The organism is Nordella sp. HKS 07 (assembly GCF_011046735.1).
Lineage (GTDB): Bacteria > Pseudomonadota > Alphaproteobacteria > Rhizobiales > Aestuariivirgaceae > Taklimakanibacter.
This window is the reverse complement of the sequence record NZ_CP049258.1, coordinates 112,464-129,803: the sequence shown is the minus strand read 5'-3', so window position 1 is coordinate 129,803 and position 17,340 is coordinate 112,464. Positions and strand designations below refer to the sequence as shown.

Below are 17,340 nucleotides of genomic sequence, written 5' to 3'. Positions count from 1 at the left end.
TCTGGCTCGGCAGCCTGCCAGCGGAGCTTTCCGAATGCCTGCCCTCCAAGATGCGTCACATCGGCCTCATCGCCGACTTTCGCTTGGCCTCATCGGCTTCGGCGCCTTCGGGCGTCTGGCCGCCTGCCACCTTTCGCCCCATTTCGCTCTCCATGTTTTCGATCCAGCCTTTGCCGGGAGCGCGGGACTGGCCGAGACGGCCGGGTGTCAGATTGTGGTGATCGCTGTTCCCGTTGCGCGCATGGCGGACACGATAAGGGCCATCGCCCCCCATGTCAGACCCGGCGCGTTGGTTCTCGACGTCGGATCGGTGAAGGTCGAGCCTGCGCGTCTCATGCGAGAGCTGCTTCCGCCCTATGTCGACATTGTTGCGACGCACCCGCTGTTCGGACCACAAAGCGCCCGCAGCGGCGTGCGAGGCCTCAAGATCGCGCTTTGCCCGGTAAGGGGACGCAGTCACAGGCGCGTCGCCGCTTTCCTTCAGATCGCGCTCGGACTCAAGGTGGTCACAACGACGCCTGATGTACATGATCGGGACGCCGCCCTTTCGCAGGGGTTGACCCATCTCATCGCGAAGGTGCTCGTCAAAATGGAGCCGTTGCCGGATCTGATCACGACGCGCAGCTTCGATCTGCTTTACGAGGCTGTCGAGATGGTACGCCACGACCCGCCCGAACTATTCGATGCGATCGAGCGCCTGAACCCCTATGCCCTGGAGGTGCGGCGCCGCTTCTTCGATCTTGCCTCGGCTCTCGACGCCGACTTGCATCAATCCCCAGTTGAACTCCGCCGTCCGCCTTTGGCGAGGAGAAGCGGTGACCTTCGCGCTTTGAGCGGCGTGTCGGGAAACATCAGCCCGCCACCGGCATGAGCAGAGGTCGTGGCTGACCGATTTTCCCCTTCGCCCGTTTGCCTTGCGGGAGAAGGTGCCCGAAGGGCGGATGAGGGTGTTGGTCAATCGGGCGGCAGCTTGGCTAGCGCGGGATGCGAAAAAGTGGATACCGGTTTTTCGCAAGAATCCCGCGCTAACATATAAGAATCGATCACGTTTATGAGTTTGGGTTGATTCAACCCAAACTCATCGTGATCTAGGGAATGCTGTCGAGTGAATTTATGACCGTGAAGGCGCTGCCCGCGCAGGCCCAACCACAAACGGGACTCCGCGGATGTCTAGTTGCGGCGCAGACTGGGCGCCTGGGTCAGGCATTTCGACTCAATGACGCGCGTTATCATTGCCTTAAGGAACACCCTCATCCGGCCTTCGGCCACTGAAGGCCTTCGCTTGCGCTCCGGCGCTCGTCGCTCAAAAAGGTCCACTGGACCTTTTTGTCAGCTTCGCTACCGCGTCTCGCCCCGCAGGCGGGAGAAGGGAAGCATGAGAGAGCGCTCAACCCTGGGCTTTCAGACGCATTTCCGGTAGGACCAGGCCGCCGCCGGCATGAGCACAGGTCGCGGCGGCGACCTGCATCGCTTCGGTCAAGCACAGACGCCAGTCTTCGGCATTGCCAGGCATGCCCTGGCGCAGGATGAAGGCGATCACCGTGGCGAGCGTCGCATCGCCGGCGCCCATCGTGTCGACGATTGGTTTCATCGGCGCGGCGACCGGAACCGAGACCGACAGGCCGGAACGGGTGTGGAGGCTTGCGCCTTCACTGCCATGTGTGAGCAGCAGCGCTTCGACGCCGAGGCCGAAGAGGCGGCCGATGGCGGCGTCACGATCGCCGTCATAAAACAAGCCCGCGTCCTCGTCGCTGAGCTTGACGAGCGCGGCTTTGGCCATCGCACGCTCGGCGCCGGCGCGATAGGCGGCCATGTCGTGAATGAGGCGTGGACGCGGATTGGGATCGACGACGATCAGGCCTATTGCAGGAGAGAGTGCTTCGACCAGAGCATCGGTCTGACTCGTATCGTCGAAGGGGAAGGAATTGACCGCAATCGAGGCGGCGTTTTCGATCGCGATCATCACGTCTTCGGTGAAGGCGATGCGGCGACGATACATTTCGGGCGTGAATTCGTAAGTCGGCTCGCCATTGCGCCGGCGTGAAAAGGCCACACCGGTGAAATCGACATTGGGCGCGTTGAAGATGCGCACCCCTTCCTCACGCAGATAGCGCTCGATCAGGAACCCGTAGCGGTCGAGGCCGAAGCGCGTCACCAATTGCGAAGCGAGCCCCAGCCGCGCGAGGCCGACAGCGAGATTGAGCCCCGCCCCGCCTGGGAAATTCTCGACATTGCCGGGCGAAAGCTCGACCGCGTCGATGATGCCGTCGCCGATGCTGAGGACGGCAGGCGTTTCAATCATTTCCCTTCTCCCGCTTGCGGGAGAAGGGAAATTTCGTGGGCGAGTGAATTAGCATTGCCTCACTGCAGGTTGGTGTGGCGATGCAGCATGATCTTGTGCGCGTCCGGCATTTCGCGCGCGAGGCTCAATATGACGCCGTCGAGCAGCAGGAGACAGGATTGCTCGAAGAGGCTGCCGCCGAACTGCTCGGTCGTCTCGACCGGGACGGCGAGCACGATATCGGCGATGCCGGCAAGCGCGCCTTTGGGTTTATGGGTCAGCGTCACGACCTTCGCACCTTCCTCTTTCGCGATGCGGGCGAAGCCGACGCTGACCGGCGTTTCGCCCGAGCCCGATATGACGAGCAGCGCATCACCTTTGCGGATCGATGGGGCGGAGACTTCGCCGACGAAATGCACCGTGCGACCAATATGCATGAAACGCATCGCCGCCATCTGGGCGACGAGCCCGGAACGGCCTTGGCCTGAGAAGAACCAGCGCTGCCCGGGATCGCCGAAGGCGCCAACCACCTTCGTGAAGGCGCCGGCGTCGATACGGGCGAGGAGCTCCGCTATTTCCTGTCCCACGGCCAGCCACGGCCGGGATCGGGCAGTCTGTCGCGGATCCATTGTAACACCTCTTTCGGATTGGCGGCCTCGGTGATGGCGCTGCCGACGACGACGATCTCAGGATTGACGGCGATCACCGCATCGAGCGTCGCAGGGCCGATGCCGCCGGCGAGCGATACGCGGAAGCCTTTGTCGTGCACCTGCCGCACCGCATCGATATGCGCGGTCGATGTGTTGCCGGCGAGGCGGGCATCGGTCGGCGAATGGACGGCGACATAGCCGAAGTTTTCCGGAAAGGATGCGCCCTTGGGCAGCAGCTCCGCTTTGCCGGATTCGGTGATGGTGTCGACGATGACCGTCGCGCCGAAGAATTGCGCGCGCCGGCCGACTGTCTCATGGGTCGCGGTGGAGGCGCAGGAGAGCACCGTCATGAAGGCGGCGCCGGCGCCGAACACCATATCCGCCTCGAACTGGCCGCCATCGACGGTCTTGGTGTCGGCGAGCACCAGCACATCGGGGCAGAGCTCGCGCGCGGTGGTGATGGCCGCAACGCCGAAGCGCTTCAGAAGCGGCGTGCCGATCTCGATGATATCGGCATAGGGCTTGACCAAAGGCAGGAGGGAGAGATGTTCGGGCTTGTCGAAGGCGATCTGCAAGAGCACGTGTTTCCCCCAAGGCCATTCTTATTTTGAAGAGTTAAAGCGTGAGATCAATTCGTCCCGTCACCCTCACCCTGAGGTGCGACCCCGGCCTTGAGCCGGGGTAGCCTCGAAGGGTGTCATGAAGCATTCTGGCTCTATCCTGATGGATGCTTCGAGGGCTGCTTCGCGGCCACCTCAGCATGAGAGATTTTGAGAGGTTTATGTCCGAAATCATCAAGCACCAAGGGTTAGGACAAAACCGGCCGTGGCTCAAGCCATGACACGCTTGCGGCGCTCTTCCAGGAAATCCCTGACCGCCGGATCGGCTTCGAGGCCGATGGCGCGCAAATAGGCGTCATTGGCGGCCGCTTTGTCGGACAGGCGCGCCAGGAGATCGGCGCGCGCCGCCCAATAAGGCTGGTAGTCGGCGAGGCGCTTGTCCTGCGCCAAGGCATCGAGCACTTCGAGGCCTTCCTGGGCGCCGCGTGTTTCCGCAATGATGACAGCACGATTGAGTGCCACGACGGGCGAGCGGGTGAGTTCGTAAAGCCGGTCATAAAGCCGCTCGAGCGCAGCCCAATCGGCGCGGCCGGTGCGCCTCCTGATCGCATGGGCCGACTGGATCGCCGCTTCGAGCTGATAACGCCCGATGCAACGGAATGTGCTGGCCCTGGAGAGGAGGGCATCGGCCTCCTCGATCATGCCGCTGCGCCAGCGGGCCGGATCCTGCTCCATCAGCGGAATGAAGCGTCCGAAATCGTCACGGCGGGCGAGGCGGCGCGCGTCGATATGGAGCAGCAGCGCCAGGAGGCCCAGTGCTTCGGGCTCCTCCGGCAAAAGTTCGACAATGAGGCGGGCGAGCCAGATGGCCTCATCGGCGAGGCCTTTCCTCTGAGCATCAGCGCCCATCGGATCGGCCCAGCCGGCACTGAAGGTGGCGTAGGCGGCGGCCAGCACCGCCTCGAGGCGCTCGGGCAATTCATCGCGCGCGGGGATGCGGAAGGGAATGCCGGCATCCTTGATCTTGGCCTTGGCGCGCACCAGGCGCTGGCTCATCGTGGCGGGCGCGATCAGAAATGCCCGGGCGATATTTGCCGCATCGAAGCCCAGCACGGTCTGCAGGATGAGCGGTGCGCGCATGCGGACATCGATCGCCGGATGGGCGCAGGCGAACATCAGGCTGAGCCGTTCATCCGGTATGTCATGCGGCGCCTCGCGCAGCTCTTCCGAAAGCAGCGTCAGATGATCGATGCCCCGCTCGGCTGTCATGGCGCGCCGCGCCTGATCGACCAGCTGCCGCCTTGCGACGGTGAGGAGCCAAGCTTCCGGGCTGTCCGGAATGCCGCTTTTCGGCCAGCGGCTAAGCGCCTCGAGAAAGGAAAACGCGAGAGCGTCCTCGGCCTTGGCGACATCACGCGTGCGGGCCGAGAGATAGGCGACCAGCTTGCCGTAGCTCGCCCGCGCGACATGCTCGACGGCGGCAGGCGACAGGCTGGCCGCATCGCTCATTTGGGGGGCGGCATCGACCACAGCGGACGGACCTCGACGCTGCCTTGCGTGGCCCCGGGACAGCGCGCCGCCCATTTCAGGGCTGAATCGAGGTCGGGCACATCGATGATGTAGAAGCCGCCCAATTGCTCCTTGGAGTCGGCATAGGGTCCGTCGAGGACCGACGTCTCGCCGTTCACCTGGCGCACCGTGGAAGCGGTTTCGACCGGCTGCAGGCGGTCGCCGCCGGCCAGCACGCCGGCGCCCATCAAGGCCTGCGTATAGGCGATGTAAGGGGCGGACATGTCAGTGTCCGTCTTCTTGAAGCGGCTTTCGTCACGATAGAGCAAAAGCATGTATTTCATGGTTCGTCTCCTGAGGGCTTCAGTGGCGATCGGCTCGATCGCTGAACCATAGTCGTTTGGGCAGAAGTCCGATCGACATCGGAAACGAGATTTTTGATCTCCCCTCGCTCTCTAGCTTTCCCCCTCTCCCGCTTGCTTGCGGGAGAGGGTGCCCAATAGGGCGGGTGAGGGTGTCGGCTGGGATATCGTGCTCTATGAGATTCCGATCACTCGGCGAGATACACCCTCATCCGGCCTTCGGCCACCTTCTCCCGCAAGCGGGAGAAGGGGAGGTATGGGCGAGAGCCCGGTCACACGACCGTGGTCGTGACCTGGACATTGCCCTTGGTGGCGTGGCTGTAGGGGCACACGACATGGGCCTTCTTGACGAGGTCCTCGGCCTTCGCCTTGTCGATGCCCGGCAGGCTCACTTCGAGCGCCACGACGAGGCCGAAGCCCTGCTTGTCGTCACGTTCGCCGATGCCGACATTGGCCGACACTTTCGCCGCGTCGGAGATTTTCACATTCTCCTTGCCGGCCACGAATTTGAGCGCGCCCAGATAGCAGGCGGAATAGCCGACCGAGAACAGCTGCTCCGGATTCGTGCCGGTGCCGGAGCCGCCCATCTCCTTGGGCAGCGTCAGCTTGACGTCGATCTTGCCGTCATCGGTGCGGCCTTGTCCGTCGCGACCGCCGGTTGCGCTGCCATGAGCGGTGTAAAGTGCTTTCATCTTCGGGACCTCCTTGAAATGGGGACGGGGACTATCTCACGCCGACCGGCGGCTCGCAATCGCGACGCCGATCGCGGCGATGCCCATGCCGAGCCAGGCCAAGGGCGGCATCGCTTCGCCGAGGATCGGCCAGGCCATCAGCGTCGCGACCGGTGGCACAAGATAAAAGAGAGACGAAACGCGCGAGACCTCGCCGGCCCGGATCATCGCCAGCAGCAAGGTCATCGAGATCAGCGAATTGGCGATCACAAGATAGGCGAAGGACGCGTAGAATTCCGGCGAGGTCCAGTCGACGGCGAGCGTTTCGGTGGCGAGCGCCAGGGGCAAGGTGCTGGCGAGGCCTGCCACATATTGGACCATGTTCGACACGATCGGATGATGGCTGACACCGAAGCGCTTCTCCCACAAGGTGCCGGCTGTGATGCCGATGAGCGCGCCGATGGAGCACAGGATGCCGAAGATGCTTTCCGCCTTGACCGCCGACTGGCCGAGAATAACGGTGGCCGCGCCGGCGAGCCCGAGGACGAGGCCCAGCCAGCGCAGCGCGCTGACGCGTTCACGCGCGAAGTAGGGCGCGATCAGTCCGACCAGGATCGGCTGCAGGCAGACGATGATGGCGACGGTGCCGGCGGACGCACCTGCATTGAAGGCGAGATAGCAGAGGCCGAAATAGACGCCCTGGATCAGGAAGCCGACAAAAGCGATGTGGAACCATTGCGCCGGCTTCGTCGGCCAGGCGGGCTTCATGGCGATGGCGAAGGGCGCCAGGATGATCAGCACGGCGGCGTAGCGCAAAGCGAGGAAGGTCAGCGGCTCGGCATGCAGGATGCCGAGCTTGGCGATGCTGTAGCCGCCCGACCAGAGAACGAGAAAGATGGCGGGCGCGAGCAGCAGCCAGAGCGGGCGGCCCGACGCAGAGGATGTCTCATTCATGAAGGGCGCACCGCGATATGGTCGGCATAGACGCTGTTGGAATATTCCGCCAACTGGAGCGCGAGCCGGGCCTGCTCGTCACAGGCCGCGACTTCGGCCGCAACACCGAAATCGGCGCCGACCTGTTTCAGATCATTGTCATGCCAGCCGAGTCTCTGCATGCGCCATGGTCGCAGAGCGGCGCTCGGCAAGCCAGAGCAGGGAGCGGGCGGATAGCATGCGCCCGCCGCATGGGTCGTGGGGTCGCACATTCACGCATCTCATGACGAATGCGCTTCTACCCTCGGCCACACAGGTGCGAGGATAACGCAATGTCCCTCCGCCGCGCGCAGCGCGGGGAGGGTGTCCGCCCACAGGGCGGACGGGTGCGGGCTCGCCGCCGACACGTGTTCATCAATTAGTCTGAACAGCTTGCAATCATCTTGCTTGAAAGATCTCGCTTGCGGAGAGACCCCACCCGTCGCGCGTTCCGCGCGCCACCCTCCCGCGCTTCGCGCGGCGGAGGGAGGATTGGTGTGCATGCATTCGGATCTGAGACTCACTATATTGTCGGCGGTTGAGGAGTGATGGCCATGACACCTTTCGATTACGCGGTTTCGATCGCCCTCGGCGTCGGGCTCGCCTCGGGGGTGGGCTTCCGGGTCTTCCTGCCGCTTCTCATCACCAGCGTCGCCGCCTATGGCGGATATATTCCGATCAGTGACGGCTTCGCCTGGCTCGCGAGCCCGGCCGCCGTGATCATGCTGGGTGTCGCCGCGCTCGCCGAGATTCTCGCTTTCTATATTCCGGGCGTCGACAATCTGCTCGACACGATCGCCACACCTACGGCCCTGGTGGCCGGCACGCTGGTTTCCGCCGCCGTGATGGCGGATCTGCCCCCTTTGGTGAAATGGACGGCCGCCGTCATCGCGGGTGGCGGTGCGGCCGGCATCACGCAAGGTGTCACCGCCTTCATCCGGGCCAATTCCACCGTCTTCACCGGCGGGCTCGGCAATCCGGTGGTGGCGACCGGGGAACTGGGCGGGGCGGCGCTGGTGTCGTTGCTGGCGCTGGCCGTGCCCTTCGTGGCGCTCGGCGTCGTGATCCTGTTCTGCTGGTTCGCGGTGATGACGATTCGCAGGTTGCTACGACGTCAGCCCAAGCCTGAAATCCAGGGAAGTGGGTAGCGTCTTCCCTCGTTGCCCTTACGAAAGCCGGGGCCGTTTCAATACGCACAAAACGGCTGGTGCTGGTCGTGTGGCAGGAATTTAGTGAGCCCCGGCTTTTGCCAGGGCGACGATCTATCTGGTTTCTCCCTTTGTTCGCCGCTTTTATGTTGAAAGGCTGTGCATGGGCGGATTTGGCTTAACGCTTCGCCCCGACATATGTGGTCATTGGTAGGCTATGAGATTTTCCCCCACCTTCCTCGACGAGATCAGGGCCCGCGTGTCGGCGTCCACGGTGGTGGGCCGGCATGTGCAATGGGACCGGCGCAAGTCCAATCCGGGCCGGGGCGATTTCTGGGGCTGCTGTCCCTTCCACAATGAGAAGACGGCCTCCTTCCATGTCGAGGATCGAAAAGGGCGTTATCACTGCTTCGGCTGCAAGGCGTCGGGCGACATCTTCACCTTCCTCACCGAAAAGGAAGGGGTGAGCTTCCCGGAAGCCGTCGAAAGACTGGCGCAGGAAGCCGGCCTGCCGATGCCCAATGTGTCGGAAGATGATGAGCGGCGCGAAAAGCTGCGCACCAGTCTTTATGACGTGATGGAACTCGCGGCGAAGTTCTTCGAGGAGATGCTGCAATCGGCCAAAGGCGCCAAAGCGCGCGGCTATCTTGCCGATCGCGGCCTCACTGCCGCCATCCAGCAGGAATTCCGCTTGGGCTACGGACCCGACGACCGATCCGCCTTGCGCAGCCACCTCGCGGACAAGGGCGTGACCGTCGAGCAGATGGCGGAAGCAGGCCTCGTCGTCACTGGTGAGGATATCCCGGTCGCCTATGACCGCTTCCGCGACCGGGTGATGTTCCCGATCCGCGATCCGCGGGGGAGGGTGATCGCCTTTGGCGGCCGGGCGCTGTCCAAGGATGCGCTCGCGAAATATCTCAATTCGCCCGAGACGGCGCTCTTTCACAAGGGCTTCGTCCTCTACAATCTCGACAAAGCGCGCGCACTCGCCCACCAGGCGGGCGAGATCATCGCGGTCGAGGGCTATATGGATGCGATCGCGCTGCATCGCGCCGGGATCGGCCATGTGGTGGCGCCGCTCGGGACCGCGCTCACCACCGACCAATTGGCCCTCCTGTGGCGGATCGCGCCGTCTCCCACCCTCTGCTTCGATGGTGATGCGGCGGGGCTCAAGGCCGCCTATCGGGCGCTCGATCTGGCGCTGCCGCTCCTCAAGCCCGGCCATTCGCTCAAATTCGCGCTGCTGCCGGAAGGCCAGGACCCGGACGACCTCCTCAAGCACGAGGGCGCCGAGGCCCTGAAAAACGTGATCGCCGAGGCCCGACCGCTCGCCGAAGTGCTGTGGAACCGCGAGGCCGATCAGGCCCGGATCGATACGCCGGACGGGCGCGCCTCCTTCGAGGTGAGGCTCACGAGCCTGGTGCGCGAGATCGGCGATGAGACGGTGCGCAAATATTATGGCGAGGATTTCAAGGCGAAACTCGCCCGGCATCTGGCCCCCCAGGGCGGGCCCTCTCAGCGCGCCTTCGGCCGGGGACGGGGCAAAAATGCGCTGCCAAAGCCCCTTGTTCAGGCGCGGCGGGGGCCCCGGGCCCGGCCGCTCCCGCATGATTATTCCGCTCCCGCCAGCGCCGGCTTGCGGTCGAGCCCGCTGGCGCAACGCAGCAGCCAGCATGAGCAGGAGCGCCGGGAGCGGCTTTTACTCCTGGCAATTATCAATCATCCCGAGCTTCTGCATGATTTCCTGGATGATTATGCCGCAGCGGAATTCGTTTCACACGAGCTTGACTCGCTCAAGCGGCAAATCATAGATATGGCCGCCCTGAGAGAAGGTCTTGACGGATCGTCTCTCAAGGACCACCTGAACGATAAAGGTTTCGGCCCGGTTGTGGCCCGCCTTGAAAGCCAGGCTGTACGTCTGAACGAATGGTTCCTGAACCCCGGTGCTGCGTCTGCGGACGCCCGGACAGCGCTTCGTCAGATGTTCGCCCTGCACAGGAAAAGCGTAACTCTGGATCGGGAGCTCAAGGCTGCCGAGGCACAATTCGCCGCCGATCCGACGGAGGAGAGGCTCGTCGCGCTCAATCAGATCCGCGAAGAGCTGGCATCCCACGTCGGAATGGAAGCCCATATCGAAGGGTTTGGCGAGGCCTCGGGGCGCAGCGCGAACGCTGTCTAGGGATGTACATCGATCAGGCGCGATCGGAGGGAACCGATATCCGTCCGAAGCGCGTGGGGTAAGGTTAGGAACGGGTTAACGGGCCGGCGGGTACAACCTCGCACGGCCCCGAATCAGTTGAGACGAGAAGGATAGGCGACGCATGGCCCGAGCCCAGATGCGCGAACCGCAGACCGAAGAAAACGAAGCCCAGCCCGCAGCCGAAGAGCAGGAAGCCCAGGAGACTCCGGGCGAGGGCCAGGATTCCCCCGTTCTCGATCTCACCGATGCGGCCGTCAAGCGCATGATCCGGGCTGCCAAGCAGCGCGGTTATGTGACGCTCGACGAGCTCAATTCCGTCCTCCCCTCCGAGGAGACGAGCCCCGAGCAGATCGAAGACATCATGTCGATGCTCAACGAGATGGGCATCAATGTCGTCGAGAGCGAGGAAGAGGGCAACGACACCGTCAAGACGGCCAAGGACGAGGAAGAGCCTTCCGAGAATCTTCCCATCAAGGTCGAGGCCGAGAAGCTGCCGGCCGACCGCACCGACGATCCCGTCCGTATGTATCTGCGCGAGATGGGCCAGGTGGAGCTTCTGTCGCGCGAGGGCGAAATCGCCATCGCCAAGCGCATCGAGGCCGGCCGCGAGGCGATGATCCAGGGCCTGTGCGAAAGCCCGCTGACCTTCCAGGCGATCATCATCTGGCGCGACGAGCTGAACGAAGGCAAGATCCTGCTTCGCGACATCATCGATCTCGAAGCGACCTATGCCGGCCCGGATGCCAAGAACAAGCAGCCGGTGATGTCGGACGAGAAGCTCGCCGAGCCCAAGAAGCCGGAGCCGATCAAAAAGCCGGAACCGCGCCGCGCCATGCGCCGCGACGACGAATATGGCGACGTGCTGTCGCCGGAAGATTTCGACAAGCCGCAGGTCGAAGAGGACGACGAGGAGGGCGACGATGATCCGGGCGTGTCGCTCTCGGCGATGGAAGCCGAGCTCAAGCCGCAGGTTCTCGAGACCTTCGACCGCATCGCCAAGACCTACAAGTCGCTGCGCAAGCTGCAAGATCAGGAAGTCGGCGACAAGACCGCTCTCTCGCCCTCGCAGGAGCGCCGCTACAAGAAGCTGCGCGATGAAATCATCGTCGATGTGAAGTCGCTGTCGCTCAACAATGCGCGCATCGAGGCGCTGGTCGACCAGCTCTATGACATCAACAAGCGGCTCAACGCCCTTGAAGGCCGCCTGATGCGCCTCGCCGAAACCTACAAGGTGCCGCGCGATGTGTTCCTCAAGGAGTATCAGGGCGAAGAGCTCAATCCGGAATGGCTGCGCCGCGTCGGCCGGCTCGCCAAGTTCGGCTGGAAGAAATTCGCCAATGACGAGAAGGAATCGATCCGCGTCATCCGCGAGGAGATCCACGAGCTCGCCACCGCCACCGGCCTGCAGATCCCGGAATTCCGCCGCATCGTCGCCATGGTGCAGAAGGGCGAGCGCGAGGCCCGTATCGCCAAGAAGGAGATGGTCGAGGCGAACCTGCGTCTTGTGATCTCCATCGCCAAGAAATACACCAATCGCGGCCTGCAGTTCCTGGACCTCATCCAGGAAGGCAATATCGGCCTGATGAAGGCGGTCGACAAATTCGAATATCGCCGCGGCTACAAGTTCTCGACCTACGCCACCTGGTGGATCCGGCAGGCGATCACCCGCTCGATCGCCGACCAGGCGCGCACCATCCGCATCCCGGTGCATATGATCGAGACGATCAACAAGATCGTGCGCACCTCGCGCCAGATGATGCATGAGATCGGCCGCGAGCCGACGCCGGAAGAGCTGGCCGAGAAACTCTCGATGCCGCTCGAGAAGGTGCGCAAGGTGATGAAGATCGCCAAGGAGCCGATCTCGCTCGAAACGCCGGTGGGCGACGAGGAAGACTCGCATCTGGGCGACTTCATCGAGGACAAGAACGCCATCCTGCCGATCGACGCGGCGATCCAGGCCAATCTGCGCGAGACGACGACGCGGGTTCTGGCCTCGCTCACGCCCCGCGAGGAGCGCGTGCTGCGCATGCGCTTCGGCATCGGCATGAACACCGACCACACGCTGGAAGAAGTCGGCCAGCAGTTCTCGGTGACGCGCGAACGCATCCGCCAGATCGAAGCCAAGGCGCTGCGCAAGCTCAAGCATCCGAGCCGAAGCCGGAAGCTCAGGAGCTTCCTGGACAACTGATTGCAAAAGGCCGGCGAAAGCCGGCCTTTTCGCTTTCTACCGCGCTGCCTCGGTTACGAGGCGCGAACGTAGTTCTCCCATTCGTCATGGCCGGGCACCGACCCGGCCATCGAGCCTCGACACCAGACATCTGCTGGGTGGATAGGCTGGATGGCCGCCGCGAGGGCGGCCATGACGAATGGGTAAAGTCCGAAAGAGGTCCCTACTACCCTCACCCTGAGGCGGCCGCCGAAGGCGGGCCTCGAAGGGTGTGTTGCAATGCTCTCACACTCTCCTGGGGGATGCTTCGAGGCTTCGCCTTCAGCGAAGCGCCTCAACATGATGGGTGTTTCATTCGTCCGGCATTTCGATGAAGGTCGCGTGATACTGGGCGCTGTCGACGGCCGATAACCATGAGGTGGTGAAGAAGACGACCAGCAGCACCGGCGTGTCACCGCGGGCATCGGGCGGCGCGATGATGTCGCTGATCCAGATGGCGACCGGACAATCATCCTTGGCGATCGGCCAGGAATAGGTCTGTTCCTTCGTCGCCACCGTCTTCGTCTCAGGGTATGTGCGGTCGGCTGTGACCGCGAAGGTCACCGGCAGATCGCGCGCTGGAGGGGCGGCATTCGCACAATCGGCGAGCGTGTCGGTGAATTTCGTCTCGATCGAGTAAACAAGCTGCTGGTCCGGTATGGCGCTCGGAATGGTCGGCCAGACGACGAATTTCAGCGGCACGCCTTTGCCGTCGACCGGGGATCTCTGGGTCATCGGCACGCCGGCGAGACGGCGGCCCGCAATGCCGATCTCCAGCGCGACAAGCTTCGCCGTCGCTTCATCGCGCACCATTTTCCGGAGCTTGCCGAGATCAGGCTCGCCGTCTTCGGCCCTGAGGCGGTCGAGATCGATATCCGGCCGGTTCGCGTTGTCTGGTTGATCCGCAATGAAGCCGAAGGGGAATCCCTCCACCGTTTTGTTGGTCTCGCGGTCGATGATGAAGATCGCGGCGTCGAGCGCGCCGCTCGCCACGTCGTAGCCATATTGCTCATAGGCAAAATAGCGCCCGTCGGGAGAGAAGCCGATAATCTCGATGTCGGGCGCGTCCGACTGCTCGCGCGCGACAGCGGGACCGGCGGCGAGGAGGAGGGCGCAGAAGAAAGCGAGCAGCATTTGGCGCATTAAGAAAGCTCCGAGTTGGGACGCCTACAGATGCTGTTCAACATCCATGCTCTTATGCAGGAGGCGAACAACGATAAGTGTGCTTGACGCGAACCTGTAGTAGATGATGTGCGAAGCGACGGGAAACTTGAACAGGCCTTGCCCGATGTCGCTGGCGCTCCGGCCCAGTCGCGGATTCGCCCTCAGTAAATTCAGAGCTTGGTTGATCGCCCGCAAATAGGCCTCGGCCTGATCCAGATTCCAGTTTTCGGCGGTATAGTCCCAAATGCCGTCGAAATCGGCACGGGCGCGCGGTGTAAATCGCAGCGCGATCATCGCGCCGCTTTCTTCTTCTCCGCGATAAATTCCTCAATGTCGAAAGGCTCAGGCTCGCCGCTGGCGTCACCTTCGTTTATCGCCGTACGCAACCGCTCCATCCGCAGTTCCTGCTCTTCGAGCAGTTGCAAGCCGGCGCGCACCGCCTCGCTCGCCGAGCCGAAGCGGCCCTTGCGCACCTGCTTCTTGATGAAAGCCGTGTGCTGCTTGCCAAGCACAACCGATGTATTTTTCATATGCGACTTCTCGACCGGCCTATGATCTATTGGTACCACGGTATCGCCGCCCCGCCAATATGTGATAGAATGTCGGCCTGTCCGCCTGGGCGTTGCAAGCGGTAGAACCTTGGTCCAATCTGCAGTCCACGCAATCACGAGGAATCTTATGTCATTTCTGAAATCCCTGTTCGGTCTGGGTGGCGGCAAAGCGGGGGGCGACGGCCCGGTCGCGGCGGCGAAGGAGGCCGAGCACAAGGGCTTCATCATCCGCGCCACGCCGTACAAGGAAGGCGGACAATTCCAGACCGCCGGCACGATCTCTAAGGAGATCGACGGCGAGATGAAGGAGTACAAATTTGTGCGCGCTGATCGCTTCTCGACGCTCGAGGAAGCCGCCGACCTGTCTCTGTCGAAAGGACGCCAGATCGTCGACGAGCAGGGCGACAGGATGTTCAAATAAGCGCATCCGGTCGTCCGGAAAGTCAGCGTCGGTTCGGCTTGATGCGCGATGGAGAGTTGCATGAGTGCTCGGGGTTTCTCACGCCTTGCCGCCGTCATTTTCGCCATCGTGGCATTGGCGCATCTGCTGCGCGCCGCGGCCGGGCTCGATATCGCGATCGGCGCGGAGAGCATACCTATCTGGGTGAGTTGGGTGGGCGCGGTCGTGGCGGGCTTTCTCGCTTATCTGGGATTCACGGCGAGTGGTTAGGGAGGTTTCGTCGCCAGTTCGCTTTTGGCCCTCGCCCCCCTTCGAGGGGCGAGGGGAAATGTCACGCGGCTTCGAGGGCCTGGCTGAGCGCATCGCCAAGTGTGGCGATGTCCATGCCGGTGAAGTTCTTCGGTACCTCGGCGGCGACGGTCTTTCTTAGCTCATCGCTCATGGCCTTGCGCAAGGCCCCCAAGGATGTGGGTGCTGCCGCCACGATCAATGTCGAGAATTTCCGTAGCCGCAGATCCTCGGCCAAGGCATCCGCCACTTCCTTCATCAGGCGGTCCTCCGCCTGCTGATGCAGGTCGGTCGGCTCGATGGCCGCACGGCCCGGGCCCATTCCTGAATGCGTGCGGCCCGGCTTGTCGGTGCCCAGATCGCGCGTCGGCGGCACATTCTGGTCGTGCTTGCGCAGCATTGTGAGCTTGGGTTGCGCTGTCGTACCGTCATTGCGCAAGATCAGCGCGCGTCCACCATCGGTGGCGACAATCCAGTCCTTGTATTTGAGGCGATCGACGGCCATTCAATCCTCCTTATCGTACATCCCATGATGTAACTCACAGCATCAGCAATGGTTTCCCAGATGCGCCAGCTTCAGGACGAGATCGCGATCACTACCCGAGGTCAAGGTTTTACCGAGATCACCGGGGAGGCTCGGCATTTCGTCAAGGTGAGCGGCATCCTGACCGGCCAGCTCACGCTCTTCGTGCAGCATACATCGGCTTCGCTGCTTATCCAGGAAAATGCCGATCCCGATGTGCGCCGCGATCTCGGCGAGTTCTTCCGCAGGCTGGTGCCGGAAGGGGCGAGCTGGATGATCCATCGCAGCGAAGGGCCCGACGACATGCCGGCTCATATCAAATCGGCGCTGACGCAGGTGTCGCTGACGATCCCGATCAGTGCTGGCGAGCTGGTTCTCGGAACCTGGCAAGGCATCTATCTTTTCGAACATCGCGACGCGCCGCACCGGCGCCGGGTGCTGCTGCATCTGATCGGCGAGTGACTCACGCGCCGAGGCGGGCGGCGCGCTTCAGGTCTGTGATGAACTTGCGATATTCCTCTGCACGAGAAGCTGCGTCAGGCACGCGCAGCAGAAAGGAGGGATGCACGGTGACTAGGCCCATATGTCCTTGGAACTCAAGCGTTTCGCCCCGCAATTTCGAGATGGTGACGGTACGGCCGCTGAGTGCGCGCGCCGCGGTGGCGCCAAGCGCCACGATGAGCTTCGGCTTGATGAGCCTGATCTCGGCATGGAGCCACCAGCGGCAGGCTTCGATCTCGCCGCGATCGGGGCGCTTGTGGATGCGCTTCTTGCCGCGCGGTTCATATTTGAAGTGCTTCACCGCATTGGTGACATAGGTCTCTTCGCGGTCAATGCCAGCTTCAGCGAGGGCTTGGTCGAAGAGCCGCCCCGCCGGACCGACAAAGGGCCGACCCTGACGATCTTCCTGATCGCCCGGCTGCTCGCCGACAAACATGATCGCGGCGCGGGGTGATCCCTCGCCGAACACGGTCTGAGTGGCGTTCTTGTAAAGCGCGCAACGGCGGCAGGACTGAGCTTCGCGGCTCAATTGTGCAATCGTCCGCGCCGCAGGACTGGATGGCTTTTCGACAGTATCGGCCATGAATAACAACGCCGCTCCGGCGAAAAGGTGCCGAAGCGGCGTTTTTGCAGGCGCATCAGCTTATCCGAAAAGTCTGCAACTTTTCGGGCTGATGCTTAGGGCCTCGTCAGGCGGCGACGGCGGCGGCGGGATGGGGATTTCCTGCCGCCAAGGCCAGTTGAGTGACCCGGGCCGTCGCTTTCTTCAACGCGGTGTCAGCGGCCTCCGGGCCCATGGCAACACCCTCGATGCGGACGATCTCGACATCGGTCAGACCGATGAAGGCGAGCGCCGTGCGCAGATAGGGGATCGCATGATCAAATTGAACGGCAGCACCTTCCGAATAGACTCCGCCGGACGCCAGCACGATATAGACCTTCTTGCCGGTGAGATGGCCCTTGGGGCCGCTCTCGCCATAGGAAAAGGTGCGCCCGGCGCGGGCGACATGATCGATCCAGGATTTCAGCGTCGAAGAGATGCTGAAATTGATGAAGCCGGTGGCGAGGATGATCGTGTCGGCGGCGGCGAGTTCATCGACCGCGGCGTCGGAGGCGCGGACCAGTTCGGCCTGGCGGGCATTGCGCTTCTCAGGCGGCGTGTGGATGCCCGACGCATAGTCGGAATCGATATGGGGCAGCGGATGGGCGGCAAGGTCGCGCAGCACCAGTGACGCCGAAGGGTCGGCTTCCTGGAGCTTATGGGCGAGCTCCGTGGCGATGCGGGTCGAATGCGAGGCGCTGCCGCGGGGGCTGGACGTGACGAGGAGGATGGACATGGTTTTGACTTTCGCGT

Annotated in this window: 21 protein-coding genes and 1 pseudogene; 7 read left to right on the top strand and 15 right to left on the bottom strand. The window is 62.9% G+C overall.

Annotation, left to right across the window (positions count from 1 at the left end):
• Positions 1–34 precede the first annotated feature (34 nt).
• Entirely contained in the window at positions 35–871 is an 837-nt protein-coding gene (locus G5V57_RS00580) for a prephenate dehydrogenase/arogenate dehydrogenase family protein (RefSeq protein ID WP_165165664.1), read from the top strand.
• A gap of 83 nt (positions 872–954) precedes the next feature.
• Here G5V57_RS00580 and G5V57_RS35020 read toward each other — a convergent pair.
• The 9 genes and pseudogenes from G5V57_RS35020 to G5V57_RS00535 all read right to left on the bottom strand — a co-directional run.
• A pseudogene (locus G5V57_RS35020) lies at positions 955–1,158 on the bottom strand (hypothetical protein); the annotation flags it as partial.
• Positions 1,159–1,387: 229 nt separating this feature from the next.
• Positions 1,388–2,302 (bottom strand): PfkB family carbohydrate kinase, encoded by a 915-nt coding sequence (locus G5V57_RS00570; protein ID WP_165165660.1) that lies wholly within the window; start codon positions 2,300–2,302, stop codon positions 1,388–1,390.
• Between the two features lie 59 nt (positions 2,303–2,361).
• Positions 2,362–2,868, bottom strand: a complete 507-nt coding sequence (locus G5V57_RS00565) for an SIS domain-containing protein (protein ID WP_165165658.1) — start codon at positions 2,866–2,868, stop codon at positions 2,362–2,364.
• Complete coding sequence (locus tag G5V57_RS00560) at positions 2,853–3,512, bottom strand: orotidine 5'-phosphate decarboxylase / HUMPS family protein (RefSeq protein ID WP_165165656.1); 660 nt, start codon at positions 3,510–3,512, stop codon at positions 2,853–2,855. The genes G5V57_RS00565 and G5V57_RS00560 overlap by 16 nt, the downstream gene beginning before the upstream one ends.
• A 249-nt stretch (positions 3,513–3,761) precedes the next feature.
• Positions 3,762–5,000, bottom strand: a complete 1,239-nt coding sequence (locus tag G5V57_RS00555; protein WP_165165654.1) for an RNA polymerase sigma factor — start codon at positions 4,998–5,000, stop codon at positions 3,762–3,764.
• Entirely contained in the window at positions 4,997–5,344 is a 348-nt protein-coding gene (locus tag G5V57_RS00550; RefSeq protein WP_165165652.1) for a YciI family protein, read from the bottom strand. The genes G5V57_RS00555 and G5V57_RS00550 overlap by 4 nt, the downstream gene beginning before the upstream one ends.
• 290 nt (positions 5,345–5,634) lie before the next feature.
• Positions 5,635–6,054, bottom strand: a complete 420-nt coding sequence (locus G5V57_RS00545) for an organic hydroperoxide resistance protein (RefSeq protein WP_165165650.1) — start codon at positions 6,052–6,054, stop codon at positions 5,635–5,637.
• 36 nt (positions 6,055–6,090) lie between these two features.
• Positions 6,091–6,987: a DMT family transporter gene (locus G5V57_RS00540; protein WP_165165648.1), complete on the bottom strand. Its 897-nt coding sequence runs from the start codon at positions 6,985–6,987 to the stop codon at positions 6,091–6,093.
• The gene (locus G5V57_RS00535) at positions 6,984–7,238 is read right to left on the bottom strand and encodes a hypothetical protein (RefSeq protein ID WP_165165646.1); all 255 of its coding nucleotides are present in this window, start codon (positions 7,236–7,238) and stop codon (positions 6,984–6,986) included. The genes G5V57_RS00540 and G5V57_RS00535 overlap by 4 nt, the downstream gene beginning before the upstream one ends.
• 321 nt (positions 7,239–7,559) lie before the next feature.
• Here G5V57_RS00535 and G5V57_RS00530 point away from each other — a divergent pair, with 321 nt between their 5' ends.
• From G5V57_RS00530 to rpoD, 3 genes are all read left to right on the top strand, one after another.
• Positions 7,560–8,153, top strand: a complete 594-nt coding sequence (locus tag G5V57_RS00530) for a DUF4126 domain-containing protein (protein WP_165165644.1) — start codon at positions 7,560–7,562, stop codon at positions 8,151–8,153.
• 217 nt (positions 8,154–8,370) lie between these two features.
• Complete coding sequence (gene dnaG, locus G5V57_RS00525) at positions 8,371–10,332, top strand: DNA primase (protein ID WP_165165642.1); 1,962 nt, start codon at positions 8,371–8,373, stop codon at positions 10,330–10,332.
• Between the two features lie 157 nt (positions 10,333–10,489).
• A complete protein-coding gene (gene rpoD, locus G5V57_RS00520; RefSeq protein ID WP_165173690.1) occupies positions 10,490–12,541 on the top strand; it encodes an RNA polymerase sigma factor RpoD in 2,052 nt (683 codons plus the stop codon).
• Positions 12,542–12,871: 330 nt separating this feature from the next.
• Here the strand turns inward: rpoD and G5V57_RS00515 are convergent, their stop codons facing one another.
• The 3 genes from G5V57_RS00515 to G5V57_RS00505 are packed head-to-tail and all read right to left on the bottom strand — an operon-like array spanning position 12,872 to position 14,253.
• A complete protein-coding gene (locus G5V57_RS00515) occupies positions 12,872–13,702 on the bottom strand; it encodes a hypothetical protein (RefSeq protein WP_165165640.1) in 831 nt (276 codons plus the stop codon).
• A 24-nt stretch (positions 13,703–13,726) separates the two neighbouring features.
• Positions 13,727–14,017, bottom strand: coding sequence for a type II toxin-antitoxin system RelE/ParE family toxin (locus G5V57_RS00510; protein ID WP_165165638.1), 291 nt, complete (start codon positions 14,015–14,017; stop codon positions 13,727–13,729).
• Positions 14,014–14,253, bottom strand: a complete 240-nt coding sequence (locus tag G5V57_RS00505; protein ID WP_165165636.1) for a type II toxin-antitoxin system ParD family antitoxin — start codon at positions 14,251–14,253, stop codon at positions 14,014–14,016. The genes G5V57_RS00510 and G5V57_RS00505 overlap by 4 nt, the downstream gene beginning before the upstream one ends.
• A gap of 148 nt (positions 14,254–14,401) precedes the next feature.
• Here G5V57_RS00505 and G5V57_RS00500 point away from each other — a divergent pair, with 148 nt between their 5' ends.
• Together G5V57_RS00500 and G5V57_RS00495 are read left to right on the top strand one after the other, a co-directional pair.
• The gene (locus G5V57_RS00500) at positions 14,402–14,695 is read left to right on the top strand and encodes an HlyU family transcriptional regulator (protein ID WP_165165634.1); all 294 of its coding nucleotides are present in this window, start codon (positions 14,402–14,404) and stop codon (positions 14,693–14,695) included.
• Between the two features lie 60 nt (positions 14,696–14,755).
• On the top strand, positions 14,756–14,944 hold the full coding sequence (locus tag G5V57_RS00495; protein WP_165165633.1) for a hypothetical protein: 189 nt from the start codon (positions 14,756–14,758) through the stop codon (positions 14,942–14,944).
• A 61-nt stretch (positions 14,945–15,005) separates the two neighbouring features.
• On the opposite strand, the gene G5V57_RS00490 is transcribed toward G5V57_RS00495, so the two are convergent.
• Entirely contained in the window at positions 15,006–15,467 is a 462-nt protein-coding gene (locus G5V57_RS00490; RefSeq protein WP_165165631.1) for a host attachment protein, read from the bottom strand.
• Between the two features lie 60 nt (positions 15,468–15,527).
• Between G5V57_RS00490 and G5V57_RS00485 the strand changes: the two genes are divergently transcribed.
• Positions 15,528–15,947: a secondary thiamine-phosphate synthase enzyme YjbQ gene (locus G5V57_RS00485; RefSeq protein WP_165165629.1), complete on the top strand. Its 420-nt coding sequence runs from the start codon at positions 15,528–15,530 to the stop codon at positions 15,945–15,947.
• A gap of 1 nt (position 15,948) precedes the next feature.
• Here the strand turns inward: G5V57_RS00485 and G5V57_RS00480 are convergent, their stop codons facing one another.
• Together G5V57_RS00480 and G5V57_RS00475 are read right to left on the bottom strand one after the other, a co-directional pair.
• The gene (locus G5V57_RS00480) at positions 15,949–16,569 is read right to left on the bottom strand and encodes a UdgX family uracil-DNA binding protein (RefSeq protein ID WP_165165627.1); all 621 of its coding nucleotides are present in this window, start codon (positions 16,567–16,569) and stop codon (positions 15,949–15,951) included.
• Between the two features lie 106 nt (positions 16,570–16,675).
• The gene (locus G5V57_RS00475) at positions 16,676–17,323 is read right to left on the bottom strand and encodes an FMN-dependent NADH-azoreductase (RefSeq protein WP_165165625.1); all 648 of its coding nucleotides are present in this window, start codon (positions 17,321–17,323) and stop codon (positions 16,676–16,678) included.
• Positions 17,324–17,340 lie beyond the last annotated feature (17 nt).

What these genes read in the sequence shown, in the direction of transcription:
- G5V57_RS00510 (WP_165165638.1), bottom strand. Translation starts at nt 14,017, where the DNA reads ATGATCGCGCTGCGATTTACACCGCGCGCCCGTGCCGATTTCGACGGC.
- G5V57_RS00505 (WP_165165636.1), bottom strand. Translation starts at nt 14,253, where the DNA reads ATGAAAAATACATCGGTTGTGCTTGGCAAGCAGCACACGGCTTTCATC.
- G5V57_RS00535 (WP_165165646.1), bottom strand. Translation starts at nt 7,238, where the DNA reads ATGTGCGACCCCACGACCCATGCGGCGGGCGCATGCTATCCGCCCGCT.
- G5V57_RS00485 (WP_165165629.1), top strand. Translation starts at nt 15,528, where the DNA reads ATGCGCCAGCTTCAGGACGAGATCGCGATCACTACCCGAGGTCAAGGT.
- G5V57_RS00530 (WP_165165644.1), top strand. Translation starts at nt 7,560, where the DNA reads ATGACACCTTTCGATTACGCGGTTTCGATCGCCCTCGGCGTCGGGCTC.
- G5V57_RS00555 (WP_165165654.1), bottom strand. Translation starts at nt 5,000, where the DNA reads ATGAGCGATGCGGCCAGCCTGTCGCCTGCCGCCGTCGAGCATGTCGCG.
- G5V57_RS00495 (WP_165165633.1), top strand. Translation starts at nt 14,756, where the DNA reads ATGAGTGCTCGGGGTTTCTCACGCCTTGCCGCCGTCATTTTCGCCATC.
- G5V57_RS00570 (WP_165165660.1), bottom strand. Translation starts at nt 2,302, where the DNA reads ATGATTGAAACGCCTGCCGTCCTCAGCATCGGCGACGGCATCATCGAC.
- G5V57_RS00580 (WP_165165664.1), top strand. Translation starts at nt 35, where the DNA reads ATGCCTGCCCTCCAAGATGCGTCACATCGGCCTCATCGCCGACTTTCG.
- dnaG (WP_165165642.1), top strand. Translation starts at nt 8,371, where the DNA reads ATGAGATTTTCCCCCACCTTCCTCGACGAGATCAGGGCCCGCGTGTCG.
- G5V57_RS00490 (WP_165165631.1), bottom strand. Translation starts at nt 15,467, where the DNA reads ATGGCCGTCGATCGCCTCAAATACAAGGACTGGATTGTCGCCACCGAT.
- G5V57_RS00550 (WP_165165652.1), bottom strand. Translation starts at nt 5,344, where the DNA reads ATGAAATACATGCTTTTGCTCTATCGTGACGAAAGCCGCTTCAAGAAG.
- G5V57_RS00540 (WP_165165648.1), bottom strand. Translation starts at nt 6,987, where the DNA reads ATGAATGAGACATCCTCTGCGTCGGGCCGCCCGCTCTGGCTGCTGCTC.
- rpoD (WP_165173690.1), top strand. Translation starts at nt 10,490, where the DNA reads ATGCGCGAACCGCAGACCGAAGAAAACGAAGCCCAGCCCGCAGCCGAA.
- G5V57_RS00545 (WP_165165650.1), bottom strand. Translation starts at nt 6,054, where the DNA reads ATGAAAGCACTTTACACCGCTCATGGCAGCGCAACCGGCGGTCGCGAC.
- G5V57_RS00480 (WP_165165627.1), bottom strand. Translation starts at nt 16,569, where the DNA reads ATGGCCGATACTGTCGAAAAGCCATCCAGTCCTGCGGCGCGGACGATT.
- G5V57_RS00475 (WP_165165625.1), bottom strand. Translation starts at nt 17,323, where the DNA reads ATGTCCATCCTCCTCGTCACGTCCAGCCCCCGCGGCAGCGCCTCGCAT.
- G5V57_RS00515 (WP_165165640.1), bottom strand. Translation starts at nt 13,702, where the DNA reads ATGCGCCAAATGCTGCTCGCTTTCTTCTGCGCCCTCCTCCTCGCCGCC.
- G5V57_RS00500 (WP_165165634.1), top strand. Translation starts at nt 14,402, where the DNA reads ATGTCATTTCTGAAATCCCTGTTCGGTCTGGGTGGCGGCAAAGCGGGG.